Below are 20,295 nucleotides of genomic sequence, written 5' to 3'. Positions count from 1 at the left end.
CTGTTGTAACATCAGTTCTGCGCCATATAGACCGCGATGCGGTGGTAGTATTCCTGCACACCGGCAGCGGCATAAGCGCGGCTGTCCGTTTCCAGTGCCTGCGCGGCATAGGCGTTGTAGTCTTCTTCCGGGTCCACCGGCTGCGCCACCTCATTGGCATAATCGGCTGCATCGCGGAAAAGCCGCAGCCGCTGCAGTTCCGGGTCTGCGGAGGTGTACACCTCTGCAAGGCGATGTTCGTAACAATGGTAGATCTCGTGCAGCAGGGTGTCCAGCACTTCTTCCACCGGGTCATTTTCCAGATGTTCGATGCTGATGCTGATGGCCCGGCTGCTGTCATCGTAACTGCCCAGCGTGTTTTCCGGAAGGTTCGCACCGCTCACCGTGACCGCACAGGGCAGGCCCAGATAATACACCTCGATGTTGCAGATCGTCTGCATCGTGTCGATGCGCTGGGCCGTGGTAAGGTCCTGCCAGACCTCGGGCTGCAGCTTCAGCACCTCACTGATGTTCGAGGCAATGGTCTGCGCCTGCGTTTCATCCACGGCCGATGCCTGTGCTTTTACTGCGGCGGGAAACAGCTCCCCTTCCAGAAACGCATGCCACCCTACACTGCCGATTAGGCAGACACTGGCCGAGACTGCCGTACACACCATCAGGTACTTCCAGCGGGAGACCCTTGCCCGGAAACGGCGGCGCGAGAGCCGCCTGCCCCAGAACATCACGGCGGTAAGGCCCATTGCCAGCACAGCCGCCAGCATCAAAATCAGCAGAATGCGTGTGCGGAAGGTGTTTGCGTAAGCCAGCACCGTGTACAGCCCAAACGGCAGAAAGATGCAGGCTGAAGAGATCCACCCGTTTTTTCTGCGGCGGAAGCCAAGGCTGAGCGCAAGTACCGCAGCCGCCGTCAGCCACAAAAGAATGTGCAGCGATGCTTTGCGTTCAAGCCCCGCCAGCGGGCGGAACAGCAGGCTGCGGTACCATACATAGCCCACCACGAATTTCCAGAAAACGCTGTACAGGTATCCCCCCAGCGTCATCGTCGAACGATCCTGCATTGCTCCACATCCCCTTCTTTCCTTTTTCAGTCCTCTTCCCCCGGGCCAAAAAGCTCGTCGAATTTTTTTTCTAGCATCTGACCAAGGTCATCTTCCCGGGCGGTGCCCGGCTTACAGCCTGCGGCACTGCGGGTCTCGTACCGTTCCACCGGGGCACGCAGTTCCAGCACGAACTTTTTGTGTGCGGACATTCTCATAGCTCATCACCTCCAAAGCGTCTGCGGCCGGTGCGGTCATTGCTGCAACTGAGATACTCCTGGTATTCCCGGCTGTTCAGGGTGTCGTAGCGGGGCAGGCATGCCGGCCGACACCCTGACCTCATTACGAACACCTTACCCATCGGTGCATAGAGCACCTCGTCGTATGGCAGATCCATCCGTTTGGAGACGATCTCACAGGAGCGGTTATCGAACCCGCCGGGGAAGTAAGCGTATACTGCACAGTTCTGCCGAATGACGGCAGCTTCTTCTTTGTACATAGCTTCCAGCTGTTGCTCCGACTGCAGCAGCAGAATGGCCGAAAGCCCTGCCGAGCGGAACAGGCTGATGTCGCTGGCAAAGCCCTGAATAGGGGCCGTGCAGGCGAAATCATCAAAGATGTAGCGCACTTCCCGAGGCAGCTCACCGCCGGGACAGCTGGCCGCATATCGGAGCAGTTGCTGCTCCGTGCTGCGGTAGAACAGGTTCGCATAGTATTGCTGTGCGGTGTCTGCCGCCGAGGTGATCACCAGCAATGCTTCCTTGCGGCTTGCAAAACGCACAGTGTCGAACTGCGGTTTTTCTCGCATCATGCGGCGGATGGACTCCGGGAATACGGTGCTCAAAGCACCCGCCAGAGTATCCCGCACGCAGGATGCCGTGCGTTCTGGCAAGCTGCGCCAGCTGTTAAACTCCCGCACCGCAAAGCACCCCGGCGAGGCCTTTTCCAGCCGCTGGAACATCCCATACAGCTCCGGCTCAACGCCATAGGCATTTTCGCAAGGAATGGTCTTGTCGAACAGTGCCAGCACATCGGCCATGCCGGGCATACGGCTGCCTTTGGAGGTCATGAAGCAGCCAGCGATCAGGCCCGAGAGCAGCTGCTTTGCCTTGACCTGCCAGTAATCATCCACGCTCTTGCGGATGGACATATCCACGATGGCTGCCGACAGTGCCTCGATGTCCGCATAACTCTCGATGGAAGCAATGGGGTCGTAGCTGAGGGTGCTCTTCTTGGGGTGTGCCGCATTCAGGATGTGCACCATGTAGTTTTTGCGCTTGAGGTACTCTGCCATAAGGTAGGCGTCCCGCTCTTTTGCATAGCTCAGGATCGGGTTGCTGCAGTGCATCCGGGCCACTGTGGGCAGGATCACGCTAGTACTTTTGCCGCAGCCGGTGGTGCCCACGATCAGCGCATTTGCGTTGGGGCGAGTGCGGCCCACCTCGTCACCGGACAGCACACAGCCTTCCGCCACAACAAGAGAATCTCGTTTCATCGTACTCTCCTTTACACTCGGTCCACAATACGGTCGCAGATTCCAAAGGCCACAGCCTCGTCCGCTTTCATGAAGTTGTCGTAACCAATGGCCGCTTCGATCTCTTCCACCCGGTGGCCGGTGTCCCGTGCCAGCAGGCCGGTCAGTTCTCGCTTGGTGGTCAAAATGGATTCTGCCGTTTTCTGGATGGAGGATGCACTGCCGCATACCCCGCCCGAAGCGGAAGCAATCTGCGGTTCATGGATCATGACCATGCTGTGCCGCAGGATAAAGCGGTGGCCACGTCTTCCACCGGCCAAAATCACCGCCGCCATGCTGGCCGCCAACTCCACACAGTACAGGTCGATGGGCACAGTCATGCCCTTCAGCTGGTCGTAAAGGGCAAGGCCCGCCTGCACGGTGCCGCCGGGCGAGGTGATGATAAGCTTGATGGGGGCTGTGGCATCTGCGCTTTCCAGAAACAGAAGCTGCTGGATGATGGCGTTGACCGTGCTGGTGTTGATCTCACCGGTCAGGAACACCGTCCGCTGCGCCAGAAGCATGGCATCCAGCGGAAAGCTCTGGGTGCCGCTGCTGCTTTTTTGAATCACTTGCATGGTAATTCACTCCTTTGTTTTTTCTGGTTCCAGTATACCAGCTCTGCCGTGCAATGTGTATCACCCAGCAGTTTACAGCCCCAGGTGCTGCATTTCCGGTGCGCTGATCAGCTCCGCATACCCACGCAGCAATTTCAGGATTTTCTTCTCCGGGTCTGGCTCTTCCGGATCGATGTGCTGCTCGGCATAGATGCGGAGCGTACCTTCCCCTGTGGGTTCCACCCCCACAGCGGGCCCGTTCCGAGAAGGGTCACGGCATTCCATGCGGCGGTCTTTCTCCCACCTGGAGCCATCTACCAGCCGCCAGCACTGCAGCGTGCCGTCTAAACCGGCGTACAGATCAAATCTCAGCCCGCTGGGCAGGGTGCAGAAATACAGGGTACCCTGTGCCTGGCGCAGTTGCCGCAGGGTGATCTGCAGCTGCCGGGCAGCTTCTTCCACGGCCCACGCCGGGAACTCTGGTGCCGCGGCCATCAGACGAAACTCCCTGCGATGCGGGCCTGCTCTTCGGTGGGCACATAGCGTTCCCCCAGCCCTGCACGGTACAGTTCGGCCAGCGCTTCGCGCAGCAGGACAGCACGCTCCGGTTTGAGCACGCCGCCTGCGTGGGCTTGCTCGATTCGCAGCTGCACCACAAGGCTGATCGCCTTCCGGTGCAGAAAATAGGCTTTCAGGTCCGCAGGGTCGATGATATCCAGCCCCCTGTGCAGGTAATCACGGTAATATTCGTCGTTTTTTTCTTCCGGGATGCCATTGCACTGCAGATACTCCCGGATGCCCGCCTCGGCGGTCTTCATCTCCTCCTGGCTATAAAAGACAACGCCTTTTGCTGCCATATAATCAAATACCAGATCGATCATCATTTTTTGCTCCTCTCTGCCATCCGGGCCAGGATCTCCTGTGCCTCCCGGGTGGCGGCCACACGTTCAGTATAGTCATCGGAAATGGCACGGTCCAGGCAGCTGCGTAGGCTGTCGAACACTTTATCCCCTGCCAGTTCGTTCACCTTGTCTTCCAGCGCCTTCATGTTGCCGCCAAAGAAGGCTTCCTTCATGGGTGCTTCGCCCACCTGCCCTTCCAGTGCTGTGCACAGGTCTGTGGCATGGCCGTAGATCTGCTGGCGCTGGGCGGCAAGGGCACGTTCCTGGCTAATCTTGGCCAGCTCCCGGTTTGTGTACATGGTCGTGATACCCTCGTTCATTCCTCTGCCTTTCTCTGCATAGTTGGAGATCTCGCCATTCTTATCCGACTTGAACCAGGATGCCTGACGGGTGCCCACGGTATTGTAGACCATGTAGCCGCCCTTTGACGGCTCGGGCACGATGATCTCCCGGTTGAAGCTGCTGCAGTGCACCGTCTCATGGATGGCAGAGCGTTCCAGCTGGTTTTTGCTGGTGGCAAGCAGCTGGATCGAGCTTTTCCCTTCACTGTAGCGGTAGCCGCCGGTCACCCCCTCGCCAAGGTCCTGCACCACCCGGATGCTGTCTGCGCCCTGGCTGACCCGGGCCGCATCCTTGGGCGAAAAGTAGGCCCCGTTCTCCTGTAGGATACTGGCGATGGTATTCTGGTGGATGACCTCGGCCTGCTGCTGCGGGCTGAGCTCCTGTACCTCTGTTGCCGGGGCAGGGGTGATTTCGGCTGCTGGGGCGGCGGGCGGTACTTCGCTGCCCTCGCCCAGCTGGACGCTCTCCAGGTTCCCGCCCGCAAGACCTTCGGTGCCTCCGGAGCCGGTCTGGCCTGTCTCGCCGCCTGTTTCGGGAGTGTTCATCTCATCGTTCTCGGCGCTGCCGCCGCTGATCTCGCTCATACAGTTCCTCCTTTCAGGTGGTTATGGTATGCGGTCACGATCTGTCGGCTCTCGCCCAGCGGCACCCCGGCTCCGGCCAGCATTTCGCCCAGCAGGCAGAGCTTTGTAGGTGCTGCCGCCGTGATGCGCAGCTGCTGCAGCATCTGTTCGATGTTCTCCGCAAGCACAGGGATGTTGTAGGGGTCGGCACGGATACGGGCCAGATGGTACTGCATCTGCCCTGCATCCAGCGGGGCCAGCAGGCCCTGCACGGCACTTTTCCTGCAGCGGAACCGGCTGCCGCACACAAGGCAGGCCGCCGTAAAGCTCCCGGATGTGCCGGGCTTTTCCGTCTGCAGGTGGAACACCCCGTGAGTGCCCCGCACCGTCATCAGGCATTCGCCGGGCCGGAAGGCGTGCAGGGCACGGCGCTGCAGCACCGAAAGGTCCATGACGCTGCCCATGCAGCCCCGGTCCTCGCCGGAATCCATGCCCAGACACAGCTTGACGGCGGTGTTGGCCATGACGGAATCCGGCATCAGGGAGGGCCGCTGGTCGCTGAGGACAAGGCCTGTGCCGCTGGCACGGATCTCGGCAAACATCTTGTCGAAGGCTAGGTTGGAGCGGGCCAGTGCGCTGTCCTCGGCGTCCGTTTTGCGGAACACGTTGTGGGCCTCTTCCAGCACGATGAGCCGCTGCAGCGCCGAAGACTCGGGCAGCCGCTGCAGGTAAGACTGGAAGCGGAACATCAGGATGTTCATGAGGAAGGCCGTGGCTTCCTCCGAGAAGTCGGCCAGTTCCAGAACCGTAGGCACCGTGAGCAGCTGCTTTGCCGTCATGCCAAAGGGGTCGGCGAACACGCGGCCCAACGCACCGCTGGTCATGGTCTCGGCGCGCAGTTCCAGCGCACCGGTCAGGTTCTGGCGCACCTCAGGCCCATAGCGGGCGTGGTGGGCGACATAGTCCTCCACCCCAGCCAGCACATCGGCAAAGGTTGGGAAGGGCTTTGCCGGGTCGGTGTAGGCCGCCATGCCGTACTCCCAGCCAAAGCGGTGGTAGGTCTGCTGCAGCAGGCCGCTGAACGCCTCCGGGATGGGGTGCTCTGCACCGGTGGAAGCCGTCAGCGCCAGCGTAACGGCGGCGTGGTTCTCTATGAGCGTACCGTCTTCCGGGCGCAGCGGATTGATGCGCAGCAATGGGCCATCGGCACCGGAGGTATAGACCATAAGCGAAGGGATCTGCCCCAGCAGAGCGTTGTACTCCTTCTTGGCCGCTTCCAACACCACGAAGGGGGTCTGCTGCCGGGCCCACAGGTCCACCAGCAGGTTCTTCACCAGCGTGGTCTTGCCGGTGCAGCAGGCTCCGAACACCGCCGTGTGGCACAGCAGCGCCGAGAACGGGATCGCTGCCGGTGCGCCGCTGCCCAGCACGCGGCCCGCCGTGACGCCTGCCGCCGCGATGGGGCGCACCACCGGGAACAGCTCCCGGCAACCCTCGTCCTCCACAGGGTTCTGCACATAGAACCCCGGGCAGGCGCAGGTGGGCGGCACGCAGAAGGATGCCGCCGCTTCGGCGCTCTGAAGGCTTGCCACATAGACTGCGGCGGCGGTGCCGTCGGGCAGGCGTACCGCTGCGCGGGGGATGGCAAGGCAGGTCTCCGGATAGCGGAAATCCCCCTGCAGGTCAAAGCAGCGGATAGGCTCAAAGCCCGGCTGCTCTTCCCGCCCGGCAAGGCATGCGCGGATGATGCCGGCAAGCTGCAGATAGTCGGTGCGGCTGTCCGCACCAAAGCGGATCACCGCCTGCACAAGGCCGGTGCTGCGGGCCTTTTCCAGCAGCGTGATCTCCTCCTGCAGTGCATCCAGCGCCGCCGCCACATTCTGCACCGGCACCTCCACCGTGCGGCGGGAAGCGCTGCCGCACACCCGGGGGAACGCCTTGCAGGGTTCAAGCTGCCGGGCAAGACGGCGGTCATCTTCCAGCAGGGCCTGAATGTCGGCATCCGCTGCGGGCAGGGCGATGAAGGCCGCGTAGCAGCGGTCCAGCCCTGACGAAGCCAGTGCTTCGGCCACGCCATCAGCGGTAAAGGTGCCCAGGAACAGCCCCGAACAGCGGTAGCCACCGCTGAACCAGGACGCCTGCGGTCTGGTCTCGCACTCTGGCAAAAGCGACTGGAACAATGCTGCATTGTCGATGCTGCTGCCGTAGAAGGCGGCTGCACTGCCGTGATCCGTGCGGAACACGAACGCCGAGGCGGCACCGCTCTGGTGGGCGGCACGCAGCCACCGCGCCGCAGCCTTTTGCAGCAGGGCCTTGCCTGCTTCGGGCGGGCCGCTCATGCGGAAGCCGCACATCTGCGTCCAGCGGGAGATGTTGGGGAAAAACGCGCCTGCGTCCACCTGCATGGCGTCAGCATCGACCAGGCCGCGGTTTTGCTTGAGGGCAAGGATCTGGTCGGCCAGCGTCATGGCGCGGCGCAGTTCAGTGCTGTAGGGGTTCATGGCTTACCTCCTTCTTCTGCGGTTGGGAAATACGCTCCGGAATAAGATCCAGAAGCCGATCAGCATGATGAACAAGGGCATGCAGGCTGCGAGCAGTGCCAGCAGGAATGCCGCTACCACTCCGGAGCGGAACAGGTAGACCACCGTGCAGGCAAGGGCCGCAAGCAGCGCTGCCAGCAACCCCAGCGTCAGCCAGATGGCTGTGGCGCTGAGCTGCAGCCCGGGCTTCACCTCTGAGCCGGTGGCAAGGTTGTAGATGGACTTTACCACCCGGTGGCCGCCCTGTTCCTTTGCCCGGATACGCACCTCATCGCCGATCTGGATGCGCCCCAGGCAGTTGCCGTACAGGCAGAAGTCCGTCACCTCGCTGGGCACCTCGTCGGTGATGGGCTCGACCCGGACGGTGTATTCCAGCGTCTGGTGGGCGAACTGATACGGTTCCCTGCGCACCAGCGCATTGAACAGCTTGTGCGCCCGACTGTAAAACACAGCCTGATGGTCCAGTTCCAGAACGCGGCCGGTGCAGGTGATGCCGCCCCGGCCGTGCTGCATGAACACTGGCTCTGCCTGTGCCTGCGGCGGGCTGACAAGGGGCGAAAGCGGTAGGCTCACCCGGGGAGAGGCGGCAGGTGCCGTATCCTGCACCAGAACGCTGTGGCAAAAGGGGCAGTGGGTCTTGGCATCGCCGAAGAAGAACTCCGAACGGCAGTCCGGGTTTGGACATCGTTTCATCGTGCCTTCTCCTTTCAGCCAAACAGCTTGCCGGTGGCAATGTACTCCTGCACACTGTCCGCCCACAGCCGGGACACCGACTGCATCTTGGTCAGGCTTGTGACGGGCGAATCCCAGCAGACCCAGTGGTTGCCGTTCGCATCGCTCCAGCGGTGGGTACTGTGGCCGTCGCTGGGGCGACCACACAGGCTGGGCATCCGCAGGATGTACGCGCGCCAGGTGTATGCGTGAAGGGTGCCATCGTATACCCACTTGTAGTTGAACTGATATTCACGGTCCGTTCGGCCATGTGCATCGTTGGCAAAGTAGATCATGGGGCCAGTCTCACCGTGGGGGTCACGCCGGGCCGTTGCTGCCGAAGCCGCTGCCTGCTCCGGGTGCCGGTTGTTTTGATAGATCAAATACCCAACTCTGCCCGCAGCCACCACAAAGATTGCCAAAAGCACCCAGCCAATAAGTTCTTCCATAAAGTCTTCCTCCCAAAGTAACTTCAATAAAGATAGGTCAGGCTCCGCAGAAATACCTTCATGTCGGTATAATCTAGAAACTTCAGCGTTCCGGCCTTCAGCCAGCTTTTCAGAAGCCGGGAGGCTACCGGGCAGCCGCAGGTGAGCCCTTTGTCGATGAAAAGTGCATAGCCCACCTGCTCCTTCTCGAAGCCGATCCGCCCAGAGGGGCGACTGAACGAGGAAGGAAAGATGCACCTCTCATAGACATGGCACCGATCATCATTTAGGGACTGCTTGAGCATCTCGTACTGTGCATCGGTCCCCAAAACGAATTCCTTCATAGGCATTTCTCCTTTCTGGCTGCACATTTGCTGTGCTTTGGTCCCAGTATAAAATTTATCCCGGCTGCTTTGAACTAACCGCTGGTTTACACCGCACAAAAAAAGAAAAGCGGCCTGCAGACAGGTTGGCCACCCTGTCTGCAGGCCGCTGTGCTCAAAGCCGCCATAAGGCGCTTTGCGATCATCTCCTTTCGTTATTATCTGTCAGACGAATGACCAAGCGAGTTCCGACACCAGATGCCCGTCATGGATCAGCATATTGAGCTGCCTTCCATCCTCGCGAGGCCAGATGGCCTTCTAATCCTATTCGATCAGAACATCGGCTCTTTCCCCATTCTCCAGAAGCAGAGTCACTTTCTGCCAGCTCTCTGACGGGTCACCCTGCCGTTCGTCTCCATGGTGGAAGCCGCCACCGGGCAAGCTCGTCTGCTGCTCGCCGCCGTGGAAGCCACCGCCGGGCAAGCTCGTCTGCTGCTCGCCGCCGTGGAAGCCACCGCCGGGCAGGCTCGACTGCTGCTCGCCGCCGTGGAAGCCGCCGCCGGGCAGGCTCGACTGCTGCTCGCCGCCGTGGAAGCCGCCACCGGGCAAGCTCGTCTGCTGCTCGCCGCCATGGAAGCCGCCGCCGGGCAGGCTCGACTGCTGCTCGCCGCCACGGAAGCCGCCGCCGGGCATGCTCGACTGCTGCTCGCCGCCGTGGAAGCCGCCGCCGGGCAGGCTCGTCTGCTGCTCGCCGCCGTGGAAGCCGCCACCGGGCAAGCTCGTCTGCTGCTCGCCGCCATGGAAGCCGCCGCCGGGCAGGCTCGACTGCTGCTCGCCGCCACGGAAGCCGCCGCCGGGCATGCTCGACTGCTGCTCGCCGCCGTGGAAGCCGCCGCCGGGCAGGCTCGTCTGCTGCTCGCCGCCGTGGAAGCCGCCACCGGGCAAGCTCGTCTGCTGCTCGCCGCCATGGAAGCCGCCGCCGGGCAGGCTCGTCTGCTGCTCGCTGCCGTGGAAGCCGCCACCAGGCAGCTGGTTACGGGCGTTCATAGTTTCGTTCTTCATCTTCGCTTCCTCATGGATGTTGTGGGTGTGGATGCGGACCATTTCTGCGTTTGCCATAGGGCAAAGACCTCCGTTTTGTGTGACCACTGGGCTGGGCACCCCGGGTTGGGTGCCAGACCGGCGGAAGTGTATCTTTCAGCATAAGACTTGTGAAGCCTTATGTTGTTTGTATTATAAGCCTCCTGCGTTGGGAAAGGAATCAACCGCTGGTTTACAGGGTCTTTTGTTTCAGCCACCGGTTTGCGGTGCAAAAAGCTCTCAGGTGTCGAAGTGGATAGCGCGGGTGTCCAGCTCGGCCCAGTCCACCTGCAGGTGGCGCAGGTCGCCGGTGCCGCCGCACATCTTGCAGGGCTTTGCACCGAACTCGGGCCGATCCGGGTGCTGGGGCACCCAGAGCGTCTCGTCCATGTAGGCAAAGCACCCGGCGTCCCCGCCCAGCACCTGATCGAACAGCTGGATGCCCAGCTGTTCCTTGAGGTCCGGGGCAAGGCGGATCCACACAAAGTTGCGGTCTTTCACCGCGTCCAGCATCGTGTTGAAGGGGCTGCCGGGAGCCTCGTGGTACAGCAGGAGCATCAGAGCCAGATACCCCTTTGTGGCGTTCATCCGCTCGGTGGCGAAGATGGGGCAGGCCGAGGAGTCCACGTCGTTCTGGTAGCCGTGTTCGTATTGCTCGAACCGGCTGCGCAGCAAACAGCGCGGGCAGCTGGCCGTCACACCGGGGTAGAGGAAAATCAGCTCCGCAGCCGCACCATGTGCGTACATCATGGCTGCCAGATACGGCATGCCGTACTTCAGCGCCAGCATGGAAGAGCGTTTCTGGGCTGCGAAGTTATCAGTGCAGCCAAGGATCAGGTAATCGGTAACTTTGCGACCGGGGAAGCGGTCGAGGTATGCCTTGAACGCTTCATCACTCATGGCATCGTCCAGCGCACGCGGGATGCAGAGCACCTGTGCGTCCGGGTTTATATCGCGGATGCGGTCGCGGATTACCTCGACCTTTTTGCGGCCCATCTCGGAGATGAACACGGCCTGCGTCGCTATGTTGGAGGGGCTGACGATGTCCGGGTCCATGAGGATGAAGTTGCGCAAGCCCGAGCGGGCGCAGTTTTCCAAGAAACTGCGTGCCCCGCCCACGCCAATGCAGACCACCACTTTCTGCTCCAGCACCTTCTGGGGGTAGAGCGAACGCACCTTGCCGAAGTAATCCGGGGTCTCGGCAGGCTGTGCGGGGGCCTTGACTACAGGGTCTTCGGCAGGTGTTTCAGGCTGCTCCTGTGCTTCCAGCGAAGCGCGGTATGCGTCCATCTCCGCCACAGAGTATTCCCTGTGCCACGGGGCAAACGTGCACAGCGCATAGCGGCTGCCGCTTTCCGCCCGCAGCACATGATCCAGATCCACGGTCAGAGTATCGCCCTTGAGGTGCACGATGTAGAAATACAGCGTGAACAGCCCCTTGCGGGCAGGCCGAAGGATGGGCAGGTAGAAGAAGTCCTGCTCAAAGAAGCGCAGATGGATCAGCGCCGTGGAAATATCGTGGTAGGAGGGGCGGATGCAGCCGCGGGGGTGGCTGTGGTAGATGCCGGTAACGCGGTAGCCTTTCTCGGCCCAGTCGTGGAACACCTTTGTCATGGAATCCACATCGTAGTAGAAGGTGCCCGGCGTGTTGCGGGAGAGGGCATCGAAGTGGCACAGGTCCACCAGCGCCATATCCCCGGTGCTGCCCATCATGCCGCCGGTCTCGGGGGCGTAGCGGCCCACATTGCTTCGGAAGTCCGCCAGCACCTGGCGGGAAAAGCGGACCGTAGGCTCCGCCGGTTTTTCCGGGCAGGGCAGCTGGTTCTGGCTCTCCCGCACGGGGTCGCTTGCCAGCTGGCGGGTCAGACGGTCGGCAGAGCTGCACGCAAGGCTGCGCACCGCGGCAGCACCGGCTTCAATGTTTGCAAAGAACTCGTTACGCATGGTATTCTCCTCTCTCTTAAGCAAGATCGAACTGGATCTTGCGCAGTGAACCGCTGAGGGCTGCCGACTTCCCGGCCAGAACCTCCTGCGGGTGGCTCAGTTGCAGGTGCAGCAGCTGCCGGCCCACCGATGCCCGGACGTTCCCGGCGCGGGTGCGGGCACCGTAAGCCGTATTGAAGTCAAGGAACTCGTTGAGCAGTGCCGGGTCGATGGAGCGCAGCTTGATGTCGTAATTCGCCAGCTCCTGACGAATAAACTTGATCACGATGCGCGCATTGGCCTCGGGGCTAAGCTCCTGGTAGACGATGTAGTTGGCGATCTTGCCGCTGATCTCGGGCCGGTGGCAGTATTTGGTGAAGGCATCGCGGCAGATCTCGGTGCGCTCGAAGTCACCGGCTGCCCGGTACTTGTCCATGGGGATGGGGAGATTTGAGGTGAAGATCAGGATGCAGCGGCTGAGGTCGATGGCGGGGGAATTGTCCGCCATGCCTAGCTTGCCGGTGTCAATGGCCTCCATGAGCCCTTCCACCACCTTGGGGTCGCTCTTCTCGATCTCGTCGATGACGATGATCTGGTAGGGGTTCTGCCGCACGGGGTCCAGCACTGTGGGCTGGCCGTGGCCGACGTAGCCCGGAGGCGCGCCGAAAAAGCGGTTCACGGTGTGGGAGCTTGCAAACTCGCTGCCCGCAACCTCGATGCAGCCGTACTCGGTGCCGTAGATCCCGGTCAGTATCTTCGCAAGCGACTTTGCGGTCTCTGATTTGCCTGTTGCTGTGGGGCCAAGCAGCATCACGGTGAGGATCTTCTCCTTCTTCTGCATCTTGTGCACCGCCACCAGCTCCGCGATGTCGTTCAGGGCATCATCCTGCCCAAAGACATGCTTCTTGAGCGGACCGCTGATCTTTTCCGGGTCCACAAGTTGGGGCTGCTCCCGCTTTTCCCGCTGCTCCAGCACCGCCGCCATGTCCACCACATCGTCCTCCGAAGGCGTTTCCTCTGCCACAGGGGGTGTTGCCTGCGCTCTGTCAGGCTCCGCACCAGCGGAAGGGGCCGCTGCACCAAACAGGGGCTGCAGCGCATACAGGAACTCGACCATATCCTGCATGCAGACAAAGCGTACCTCGCCCTGCTCCAGCAGGCTACAGAACTTTGCATCCTGCACCGTGGTCTTGATGCCGTAGTCGATGTAGAGGATATAGACGCTGCTGTTCTTTTCAAAGCCCAGCCGTGCCGTGCCCGGCGTGCAGCCGGGGGGCAGCACGCAGTGCTCAAACACATGGCAGCGGCCATCGGCCAGCAGTGCTTCCAGCCAGTCGAACTGTGCGGCCGTGCCAAAGACAAATTCTTTCATTGCTAAGCTCCTTTCAGCCGAAGAAGGCACCGATCAGTGCCAGAACGATTGCAATGGCGGCCACCCAGCACACCACGGTGGCCACCGAGTAAGCCACCGGGAGAATGAAGAACCCTCCGATCAGGAATGCGCAGGACACGCCAATGCTGCCCGAGATGGTGCGGCAGGTGCAGATCTTCCATGCGGCCACGCCGATGTAGACCAGTACCAGCGCAATGGTGGTGAACTCAATGAAGCTGCTCATAAAGCATCCTCCTTTCAGGCTGCATCGCGCTCGCCGTCAAAGCGGCGGGCAGGCACTGCTTCCAGCAGCTCGTCGGCGGCTTTTGCTGCACCCAGCTCATACCGGCACACATACTCGATCTGTGCAGGCAGACGCTGGAACAGTTTGTTCAGCAAAAAGTTGCTGTGGTCCGCACGGGAAGTGTAGAGCTGGCCGAGGGTGATGCTGTGGGTCATGCAGGTGTCTTCATCGCAGACCAGACGGCCGTTCGCTTCAAAGAAGTGGTAGACCGTGGCTGCGTATTTCTTCATGCTGAGCAGGTAGGCGATCTCCTTGCTGCCAGCAGGCTGGTAGTAGAAGTTGTGTGCGCCAACATACCGCACCGGTCTGCCGGGTCTCTTTGCCAGCGGTGCACGCACGGTGACACAGAGGATGCGGTCTTTATCCTTCTTGCAATTGATGTTTTTCATGGTGGTTCCTCCTTGCGTTTCCAGCTTGTATGCGGCTTTGTTTCGGCTGTCTTGCGACCCCGCCGTGATCATGGTCAAAGTATACTGCCGATGCCAAAAAACCACTATATACCAGCGGTTAACCCCGTGCAAAGCACTCTGCAACGCAAAAAACGCCGCAGGCATGAAACCTGCGGCGTTCAATAGAAGATCATAATAAAAAACGACGGGCTGATCCCCGTCTGCGGCCTCCCTTGCGGACTGCCGGTAAGTACAGATCAGCTCGTCGAGCGTGCAGCCGTACAGCTCCCGCAGGAACACCATGTGCGACAGAGTTGGCAGTTTTTTGCCGCTCTCCCACATGCTGATGCTCACCCGGGAAGCCGGGTCGCCTCCATCCGTCAGAATGCCCGAGAGCCCTTCCTGCGTCAGGTGGTTGGCGTTGCGGTACTGCTTCAGCCTTGCGCCAGTTGCAGCAGGGTCCACCCCCATAAGCCATGCGGTTGCATAATTCACGGTAAGTTTGTTTTCCATGATCTTTCCTCCTGATCGTTTTTGACGTGTGAGCCTTGCGGCTCCGAAAAAAAATTCACGCTGCGATCAATGGAAGGATCAACCCTGTTCAACTACCTGTAGTCTAGCAGATACAAGATGCCCTTGTCAAGAAAAAAACAGACCCTGTAAACTAGTGGTTTACAGAGCCTGCTTCTGGTTCTTGGAATATGCAATCAGAAAAATCTCGAAAGCAGTTTGAACGACATTGAAGATATCATTTCCATAAGATAAGAAAAGAACTTATAAAATAAGAGGACACAGCTATAGCAAGAACCAAAGGCAGTAAGAACGGAACACATTCAACGAAATCAAAGGACAATTATTCAGAACGGATTGCAACAAAAAGGGCAAAGAAAGAGCAGGTTACTGATATGTACCCCCAATACTGGGTGTCCAGTATTGGGGGTACATATCACAGAGCACATGATACGCTGGCCGTTTTTGTTTGCCACCATTGCGGCAGATCCTGCTTTCTGCCGCAAATTGCATCAGATCCCGCCGTTTGCTCAATGAGTATTTCCCGCCGTCCCGTTATACTGGGAGGGAAATGGAATGAAACGATGGAGGAACAGACCATGAAATACGGTGTCATCGATGTGGGTGGCGGCCTGCGGGGCATTTACGGCGCTGGCGTGCTGGACCGCTGCTTGGAGGAGGACCTCCGCTTCGATCTCTGCATCGGCGTTTCGGCGGGCAGCGCCAATATGGCGTCCTATCTGGCAGGCCAGCATGGGCGGAACAAGCCCTTTTACGATGAATACTCCTTCCGCAGGGAGTACATGAGCGTGCACAACCTCATCCGCAAGCACTCCTATCTCGATCTGGACTATGTCTACGGCACCCTCAGCAATGCAGGCGGCGAGAATCCGCTGGATTACGCGGCGCTTGCCCGCAGCCCGGCAGGGCTCTGCGTGGTGGCCGCTAATGCACAGAACGGCGAGGCGCAGTATTTCACCAAGGCAGACCTCCACCCGGACGACTACCGCATCCTCATGGCGTCCTGCTGCATCCCGGTCATCGACCAGCCCTGCGTCATCGACGGCGTGCCTTATTTTGATGGCGGCCTTGCCGATCCCGTCCCGCTGGAATGGGCCTTTGCCCACGGCTGCGACCGGGTGGCTCTCATCCTGACCAAGCCCATCGGGCTGGTGAGCAGTGATGCCCGGGACAAGCATCTGGCACACCTGCTGCAGTCGCATTACCCCGCTGCAGCCGAGGGGCTGCGCCGCCGGGTATGGCGGTACAACACGGCTGTCCAGCGGGCGCGGGAGCTGGAGCGACAGGGCCTTGTCTGCATCATCGCCCCGGACAGCACCGAGGGAATGTCCACCCTGACCAAGAACCGCGCCGGCCTTGAAAAAATGTACGCCAAAGGCAAACAGGACGCCGAAGCGCTGGTGCGGTGGATGCAAAACACCAAACAAGATGAATCGGTGGGCACCTAGAGATGAAACCCGTTCACTTCCCTTGACAATATCCGCCCCGGACATTATAATACGATATGTACATACAGACAAAGGAGCCTGGAGCGGTATCGCTCTGGGCTTTTTTACTTTGTTGTTCTGCTGCGGACAGATAGAGGGGGTCCGCAGCAGAGGATAGGAAACATCAGTCGGCTCGCCGCAGCGGAAATTTCGGCGTCCTCTATAACAACGACACGATGCAGATACAGTTGGAAAAAATCTTGATCGTCTGAGGAGGGCTTCCGTCATGCTTCATCTTCGAAAAATTGCACTTTTCCTCGCCGTCGTGTTTTGCATCTCGCTGGCGGGGTGTTCTGCGGATGCGCCGCAGTCGAAAGCGGCTGGGTCGATCGACCAAACGGCGGTCTACCGCCAGAATTCCGCTTCCCAGCAAACACAGAACCTTGCCAAACTCTGCAAGGTGTGGGGATATGCAAAATATTACCACCCGGCTTTTTTGCTGGGCACCTCCGATTGGGATGCTGAACTTCTGAGCCTTCTGTCCAAAGCATCCGCTTGTGAGACGAGCGACGACGTGAATGCTCTGCTTCACGAATGGTTCACGAGCCTCGGTGAGATCGACTACAAAGCCCGCATTCCCAAAGCAGCTTCCGGCAGCGATGCGAGCGTTTCGGAAGCGGACCTTTCATGGACGGCAGATGCAGATTATCTGGGAGAAGCACTGGTAGGTGACCTCGCCAAACTGCCGACAATGCTTCCCACAAACCTTGACCGGACCCATGCGCCCGTCTTCTTTGATTCGCTGGGGGTTCCGGATTTTTCCAACGAACCTGAACACGGGTCGGACTACACCGACCCGGACTTCCGGCTGCTGGGGCTGTTCCGGCTTTGGAATGCGCTGGACTACTATGCCCCTTACCTGCATTTGCTCGACTGCGATTGGGATGCCGTCCTTCTGGAAGCCATTCCAACGATGTTGGATGGCACCGACCGGGAAAGCTACGAAGCTGCCCTTGCGTCCGTCACGGGAGAACTTCAGGATGCACATGTCTGGTGGAGCAGTACGGTGGAGGGCACAAAGCTTTCGTACCGCTCTAACCCCGGCGAATACTATCTTCCCGTTCCTGTTTCCGATGTGGGGGGTCAGTTGGTCGTGACCGGCACGGCGGACAACTGTCCCTTGGAAAAAGGCGATGTTCTGGTTTCCATCGACGGGGAAACCATCGACGAGTTAGCTGCCGAAAAGAAGCCTTATTATTCTCTGCCCAGAGAGGACATGCTTCTGACAAATGCGTGGCGGGCTATTGTGAATTCTGAGACAGAAACGATGGAGGTCGTCGTTCAGCGCGGAGGTGAGGAGTGCTCCTTTTCCGTGACCGGCTCGGAGCATTCCGTCTCCCACACGAAAAGTGTTTTGAACGGCTTGGATGCTTTTCAAGTCGTTGGTGGCAATATCGGTGTGCTCAACCCCGGCGTCCTCGAATCGGAAACAGAGCTTTGCAACGCTATGGAAGAGCTGCGGAACACGGACGCACTCATCATCGATCTGCGGCAGTATTCCGGGGTCATAGGGCTCTATTTCTATATCCCGACCAGTTACCAGCCCGCCATTGTTGTGGCAAAACCAAACGCCGCCACTCCCGGAACTTTTACGAAGGACCCCATCTCCTGTGGTTACGACTCCAGCCTTTTGACCTACTCGCAGAGTTATTATCCCTATGAAAAACCGGTTGTGATCCTTATGGATAAAAATTCCGTCAGCCGAAGTGAATATCTGATCACCATTCTCAAACAGGCGGACAATGTGACGGTCATAGGGGAAGCTTCGACCGGTGCCGACGGCAATGTTGCCTTTCTGCCCCTCCCCGGCGAACTTCAATTGCAGTTCACATCCTTCGGTATTTATGAAATGGACGGTGCTCAGACGCAGTGCACCGGCATCCAGCCTGATGTTGCGGTGCACTACACTGCTGAGAGAATCCGCGAAGGCCGCGATGAGATCATGGAAGCGGCACTCGACCGGTTGCGCCGTTCCTAAAAGATTTCACATAAAAAGACACCCTGCCGGGCGTGTTCCGGTCAGGGTGCCTTTGCAGTTTTTGCTTTGTTTTTCAGAGCTGCTGTTCCACGAAATCGCCGATGTCCGCAAAGACTTCCAGCTTGTTCGTCTCCACCAGAAGCTCATGGCGGGCACCGGGGTAGAACTTGACCCGGACATTCCGCATCCCGGCGTTCTTCATGCTTTCCACGGCCCGCTTGACGCCCGCGCTCCGCTCGCCCACGGGGTCCGCGTCCCCGGCGAGGAAGAGCACCGGCAGGTTCTTCGGCATCCGGTCGAGGAAGGCTGGGTCGTACAGGCGGAGGATGCCGCTGAACATGCTGTAGTAGGCGTTGAGGGTGAAGGTGAAGGTGCATCGCTCGTCGGCGAGGTACTTGTCCACCTCAGCGTGGTCGCGGTTGAGCCAATCGTGGGTGGTGCGGCCCTCCAGCCCCTTATTGTAGCCGAGGAAGGAGAGCTTCGCCACCAGCTTGCTGCGGTGCTGCCAGCCGAAAAAGACGGCCAGCACCCGGCAGACGGCCCGCGCGAAGGCGACCAGCGCCTTGGGCTGGAAGCCGGTGCCCATGATGATGGCACCGTCCAGCTCCTCGCCCCACTCGCAGAGATACTGCCGGGCATAGAACGAGCCCATGCTGTGCCCCAGCAGGAAATACGGCACGCCGGGGTAGAGCTGCTTTGTCAGCTTGGTCACGGAGTGAAGGTCCTCCAGCACGGCGCGGTTGCCGTCCGGCTCGGCAAAATAGCCGTAGTCGGCCTTGGTGCGGATGGAACCGCCGTGGCCCAGATGATCGTTTCCGGTCACAAGGATGCCCCGCTGGGCCAGCGATTCGGCCAGCGGTTTGTAGCGGTCAATGAATTCCACCATCCCGTGTGAAAGCTGCAAAATAGCGCGAACCTCCCCCTCCGGCACGCAGCGGAACGCATGAAGCGTCCGCCCCGGCACCGTAGAGGGCAGTGTCAGGTCGATCATCTGGCTCATAGAGTCTCTCCTTTTGTTACAGGGCTCCGATCTTTTTGCGGCACTCCGAGCAGATGCAGTAACCCGCAAACTGCACGGCATTGGGGTCCACTTCGCCGCAGAAGTCGCAGCTCCCCGCGGCGCGGTACTTTTTGAGGATGATCTGATCACCCTCCACGAAGATTTCGAGCTTCGAATCCGTCTCCAGCTTCATGCTGGTCCGAAGCTCCTTTGGCAGGACAATACGCCCAAGGTTGTCGATGCCGCGTACGATTCCGGTACTTTTCATTTGATGTGCTTCTCCTTTGATGTGCTTCTCCTTTATTTACGACGCAGGGGTTCCTCATTTTCCATCTTTTTCCGGGCCACAATGCCCGGCGTTGATCCGCCACAGGAAAATTGTACCAGCGTCGTACGCCCAGTATACAAAATCCATCCCGCTTCGTCAATGATTGCGGTCGGTTTCGACAAAAACTTCTTCCTTTTCTTGGGAAAGCCACCAGTATTCCCGGTCTCGCGCTGCCGCTGGGCAGAACAAACGCTTTTTCAGGCGGTTTTATGTGGAATTGGGCTGAATCGGCCGCGCTGTTCTTCCCGACTGCCCCAGTGCATTTGAGTCCATGCGCCGTTTTCCTCCGGGAGGAAAACATACCAGTAAACCATTTTTTCCTCGCCCGGCCTGATCTCCACGGACGCGGCATCGACTGCCGCCACGATCGGCCTCCAGATGCGCTCATTCTTGTCTGTTTCGACCCATGCACCCAGCGCGTCTTCGGCTTCACCCGCAAACAGCCGGTTTGCGTCCATACCGTCCGTTGCATTGCTGGGCGTGACCGAGCCAAGCTCTGCCAGCGTGTGCTTCAGCTGCGCCTTGTGAGCCGTCTGGTTCTCAGCGTGGGTCTGGATCACGATCAGAGTGCCCGGCTTCCCTTGGCACTGGACCGAAACGCTGCGGAGATTCCAGACCTCATAAACCAGCGCCAGCGCATCCCCGATGATCTCCGGTTCCGGTTCGGGCTCCGGCTCTGGTTCGGGCTCTGGTTCCGGTTCCGGGGCGGGGTCCTGCTTCGGGGAATCGTCCGTTGCCGTATCCGCCGGCGGCAGGATGGGCGGCGGCACCGCGCTTTCGCTGCCGCTGCACCCGGCCAGCAGCACCGCAAGACAGAACAGAACGGCTATCCGGCCGAGGTGCTTGCGAAAATCCGGTCGTTCCATCGTCTCATACTGCCTCCTTACTCGAAAATGCGTCAAAATGTGTCGTTTTTATTGCACCGGGTTTCGGTGAGTTTGTCAACCGTTTTCCGCATTTTCGTGTCCAATCTTTTTCCTGCGATTT

General features: G+C 59.7%; 21 protein-coding genes. 2 read left to right on the top strand and 19 right to left on the bottom strand.

The features are described from left to right. Positions 1–11: 11 nt before the first annotated feature. The 16 genes from C4N23_RS06285 to C4N23_RS06215 form a co-directional block, all read right to left on the bottom strand. On the bottom strand, positions 12–1,058 hold the full coding sequence (locus C4N23_RS06285; RefSeq protein ID WP_146746472.1) for a hypothetical protein: 1,047 nt from the start codon (positions 1,056–1,058) through the stop codon (positions 12–14). A 26-nt stretch (positions 1,059–1,084) separates the two neighbouring features. After that, entirely contained in the window at positions 1,085–1,255 is a 171-nt protein-coding gene (locus tag C4N23_RS13990; protein WP_155515299.1) for a hypothetical protein, read from the bottom strand. After that, a complete protein-coding gene (locus C4N23_RS06280; protein ID WP_112144846.1) occupies positions 1,252–2,532 on the bottom strand; it encodes a type IV secretory system conjugative DNA transfer family protein in 1,281 nt (426 codons plus the stop codon). Before C4N23_RS06280 ends, C4N23_RS13990 begins: the two co-directional genes overlap by 4 nt. An 11-nt stretch (positions 2,533–2,543) precedes the next feature. Then, positions 2,544–3,128 (bottom strand): ClpP family protease, encoded by a 585-nt coding sequence (locus C4N23_RS06275; protein WP_097839106.1) that lies wholly within the window; start codon positions 3,126–3,128, stop codon positions 2,544–2,546. 72 nt (positions 3,129–3,200) lie between these two features. After that, positions 3,201–3,602 (bottom strand): hypothetical protein, encoded by a 402-nt coding sequence (locus C4N23_RS06270; RefSeq protein WP_097839105.1) that lies wholly within the window; start codon positions 3,600–3,602, stop codon positions 3,201–3,203. Further along, a complete protein-coding gene (locus C4N23_RS06265; RefSeq protein ID WP_143406030.1) occupies positions 3,602–3,991 on the bottom strand; it encodes a hypothetical protein in 390 nt (129 codons plus the stop codon). Before C4N23_RS06265 ends, C4N23_RS06270 begins: the two co-directional genes overlap by 1 nt. Beyond that, the gene (locus C4N23_RS06260; protein WP_055191660.1) at positions 3,988–4,935 is read right to left on the bottom strand and encodes a hypothetical protein; all 948 of its coding nucleotides are present in this window, start codon (positions 4,933–4,935) and stop codon (positions 3,988–3,990) included. Before C4N23_RS06260 ends, C4N23_RS06265 begins: the two co-directional genes overlap by 4 nt. Next, positions 4,932–7,415 carry an ATP-binding protein gene (locus tag C4N23_RS06255; RefSeq protein ID WP_112144844.1) on the bottom strand — a complete coding sequence of 828 codons (2,484 nt, stop codon included), beginning with the start codon at positions 7,413–7,415 and terminating at the stop codon, positions 4,932–4,934. The genes C4N23_RS06260 and C4N23_RS06255 overlap by 4 nt, the downstream gene beginning before the upstream one ends. 3 nt (positions 7,416–7,418) lie before the next feature. Continuing rightward, the gene (locus C4N23_RS06250) at positions 7,419–8,147 is read right to left on the bottom strand and encodes a hypothetical protein (protein ID WP_112144842.1); all 729 of its coding nucleotides are present in this window, start codon (positions 8,145–8,147) and stop codon (positions 7,419–7,421) included. A gap of 14 nt (positions 8,148–8,161) precedes the next feature. Beyond that, positions 8,162–8,614 (bottom strand): hypothetical protein, encoded by a 453-nt coding sequence (locus tag C4N23_RS06245; protein WP_055191656.1) that lies wholly within the window; start codon positions 8,612–8,614, stop codon positions 8,162–8,164. 23 nt (positions 8,615–8,637) lie between these two features. Next, positions 8,638–8,937, bottom strand: coding sequence for a hypothetical protein (locus C4N23_RS06240; protein ID WP_112144840.1), 300 nt, complete (start codon positions 8,935–8,937; stop codon positions 8,638–8,640). A gap of 303 nt (positions 8,938–9,240) precedes the next feature. Further along, positions 9,241–10,065, bottom strand: a complete 825-nt coding sequence (locus C4N23_RS06235) for a hypothetical protein (protein WP_146746471.1) — start codon at positions 10,063–10,065, stop codon at positions 9,241–9,243. Positions 10,066–10,236: 171 nt separating this feature from the next. After that, positions 10,237–11,940: a ThiF family adenylyltransferase gene (locus C4N23_RS06230; protein ID WP_112144836.1), complete on the bottom strand. Its 1,704-nt coding sequence runs from the start codon at positions 11,938–11,940 to the stop codon at positions 10,237–10,239. Positions 11,941–11,956: 16 nt separating this feature from the next. Then, the gene (locus tag C4N23_RS06225) at positions 11,957–13,291 is read right to left on the bottom strand and encodes an AAA family ATPase (protein WP_055191465.1); all 1,335 of its coding nucleotides are present in this window, start codon (positions 13,289–13,291) and stop codon (positions 11,957–11,959) included. Positions 13,292–13,304: 13 nt separating this feature from the next. Continuing rightward, positions 13,305–13,535 (bottom strand): hypothetical protein, encoded by a 231-nt coding sequence (locus tag C4N23_RS06220; RefSeq protein WP_055191467.1) that lies wholly within the window; start codon positions 13,533–13,535, stop codon positions 13,305–13,307. 14 nt (positions 13,536–13,549) lie between these two features. Beyond that, entirely contained in the window at positions 13,550–14,497 is a 948-nt protein-coding gene (locus C4N23_RS06215; protein WP_055191468.1) for a helix-turn-helix domain-containing protein, read from the bottom strand. A 596-nt stretch (positions 14,498–15,093) separates the two neighbouring features. Between C4N23_RS06215 and C4N23_RS06210 the strand changes: the two genes are divergently transcribed. Then, positions 15,094–15,963, top strand: a complete 870-nt coding sequence (locus C4N23_RS06210) for a patatin family protein (protein ID WP_342587749.1) — start codon at positions 15,094–15,096, stop codon at positions 15,961–15,963. 265 nt (positions 15,964–16,228) lie between these two features. Beyond that, complete coding sequence (locus C4N23_RS06205; protein ID WP_112144832.1) at positions 16,229–17,980, top strand: S41 family peptidase; 1,752 nt, start codon at positions 16,229–16,231, stop codon at positions 17,978–17,980. A 73-nt stretch (positions 17,981–18,053) separates the two neighbouring features. On the opposite strand, the gene C4N23_RS06200 is transcribed toward C4N23_RS06205, so the two are convergent. The 3 genes from C4N23_RS06200 to C4N23_RS06190 form a co-directional block, all read right to left on the bottom strand. Then, entirely contained in the window at positions 18,054–18,980 is a 927-nt protein-coding gene (locus tag C4N23_RS06200) for an alpha/beta fold hydrolase (RefSeq protein ID WP_112144831.1), read from the bottom strand. A gap of 16 nt (positions 18,981–18,996) precedes the next feature. Beyond that, entirely contained in the window at positions 18,997–19,248 is a 252-nt protein-coding gene (locus C4N23_RS06195) for an AbrB/MazE/SpoVT family DNA-binding domain-containing protein (protein ID WP_112144830.1), read from the bottom strand. 257 nt (positions 19,249–19,505) lie between these two features. Beyond that, positions 19,506–20,174 (bottom strand): hypothetical protein, encoded by a 669-nt coding sequence (locus tag C4N23_RS06190; RefSeq protein ID WP_112144828.1) that lies wholly within the window; start codon positions 20,172–20,174, stop codon positions 19,506–19,508. Positions 20,175–20,295 lie beyond the last annotated feature (121 nt).

It is taken from the genome of Faecalibacterium hattorii (genome assembly GCF_003287455.1).
GTDB lineage: Bacteria > Bacillota > Clostridia > Oscillospirales > Ruminococcaceae > Faecalibacterium > Faecalibacterium hattorii.
This window is presented reverse-complemented; position numbering and strand designations above follow the sequence as displayed.

Coding starts and splice junctions, on each gene's coding strand:
- C4N23_RS06210 (WP_342587749.1), top strand. CDS start 15,094: ATGAAATACGGTGTCATCGATGTGGGTGGCGGCCTGCGGGGCATTTAC.
- C4N23_RS06245 (WP_055191656.1), bottom strand. CDS start 8,614: ATGGAAGAACTTATTGGCTGGGTGCTTTTGGCAATCTTTGTGGTGGCT.
- C4N23_RS06250 (WP_112144842.1), bottom strand. CDS start 8,147: ATGAAACGATGTCCAAACCCGGACTGCCGTTCGGAGTTCTTCTTCGGC.
- C4N23_RS13990 (WP_155515299.1), bottom strand. CDS start 1,255: ATGAGAATGTCCGCACACAAAAAGTTCGTGCTGGAACTGCGTGCCCCG.
- C4N23_RS06285 (WP_146746472.1), bottom strand. CDS start 1,058: ATGCAGGATCGTTCGACGATGACGCTGGGGGGATACCTGTACAGCGTT.
- C4N23_RS06280 (WP_112144846.1), bottom strand. CDS start 2,532: ATGAAACGAGATTCTCTTGTTGTGGCGGAAGGCTGTGTGCTGTCCGGT.
- C4N23_RS06265 (WP_143406030.1), bottom strand. CDS start 3,991: ATGATGATCGATCTGGTATTTGATTATATGGCAGCAAAAGGCGTTGTC.
- C4N23_RS06200 (WP_112144831.1), bottom strand. CDS start 18,980: ATGAGCCAGATGATCGACCTGACACTGCCCTCTACGGTGCCGGGGCGG.
- C4N23_RS06190 (WP_112144828.1), bottom strand. CDS start 20,174: ATGGAACGACCGGATTTTCGCAAGCACCTCGGCCGGATAGCCGTTCTG.
- C4N23_RS06215 (WP_055191468.1), bottom strand. CDS start 14,497: ATGGAAAACAAACTTACCGTGAATTATGCAACCGCATGGCTTATGGGG.
- C4N23_RS06240 (WP_112144840.1), bottom strand. CDS start 8,937: ATGAAGGAATTCGTTTTGGGGACCGATGCACAGTACGAGATGCTCAAG.
- C4N23_RS06220 (WP_055191467.1), bottom strand. CDS start 13,535: ATGAGCAGCTTCATTGAGTTCACCACCATTGCGCTGGTACTGGTCTAC.
- C4N23_RS06270 (WP_097839105.1), bottom strand. CDS start 3,602: ATGGCCGCGGCACCAGAGTTCCCGGCGTGGGCCGTGGAAGAAGCTGCC.
- C4N23_RS06205 (WP_112144832.1), top strand. CDS start 16,229: ATGCTTCATCTTCGAAAAATTGCACTTTTCCTCGCCGTCGTGTTTTGC.
- C4N23_RS06195 (WP_112144830.1), bottom strand. CDS start 19,248: ATGAAAAGTACCGGAATCGTACGCGGCATCGACAACCTTGGGCGTATT.
- C4N23_RS06225 (WP_055191465.1), bottom strand. CDS start 13,291: ATGAAAGAATTTGTCTTTGGCACGGCCGCACAGTTCGACTGGCTGGAA.
- C4N23_RS06260 (WP_055191660.1), bottom strand. CDS start 4,935: ATGAGCGAGATCAGCGGCGGCAGCGCCGAGAACGATGAGATGAACACT.
- C4N23_RS06255 (WP_112144844.1), bottom strand. CDS start 7,415: ATGAACCCCTACAGCACTGAACTGCGCCGCGCCATGACGCTGGCCGAC.
- C4N23_RS06230 (WP_112144836.1), bottom strand. CDS start 11,940: ATGCGTAACGAGTTCTTTGCAAACATTGAAGCCGGTGCTGCCGCGGTG.
- C4N23_RS06275 (WP_097839106.1), bottom strand. CDS start 3,128: ATGCAAGTGATTCAAAAAAGCAGCAGCGGCACCCAGAGCTTTCCGCTG.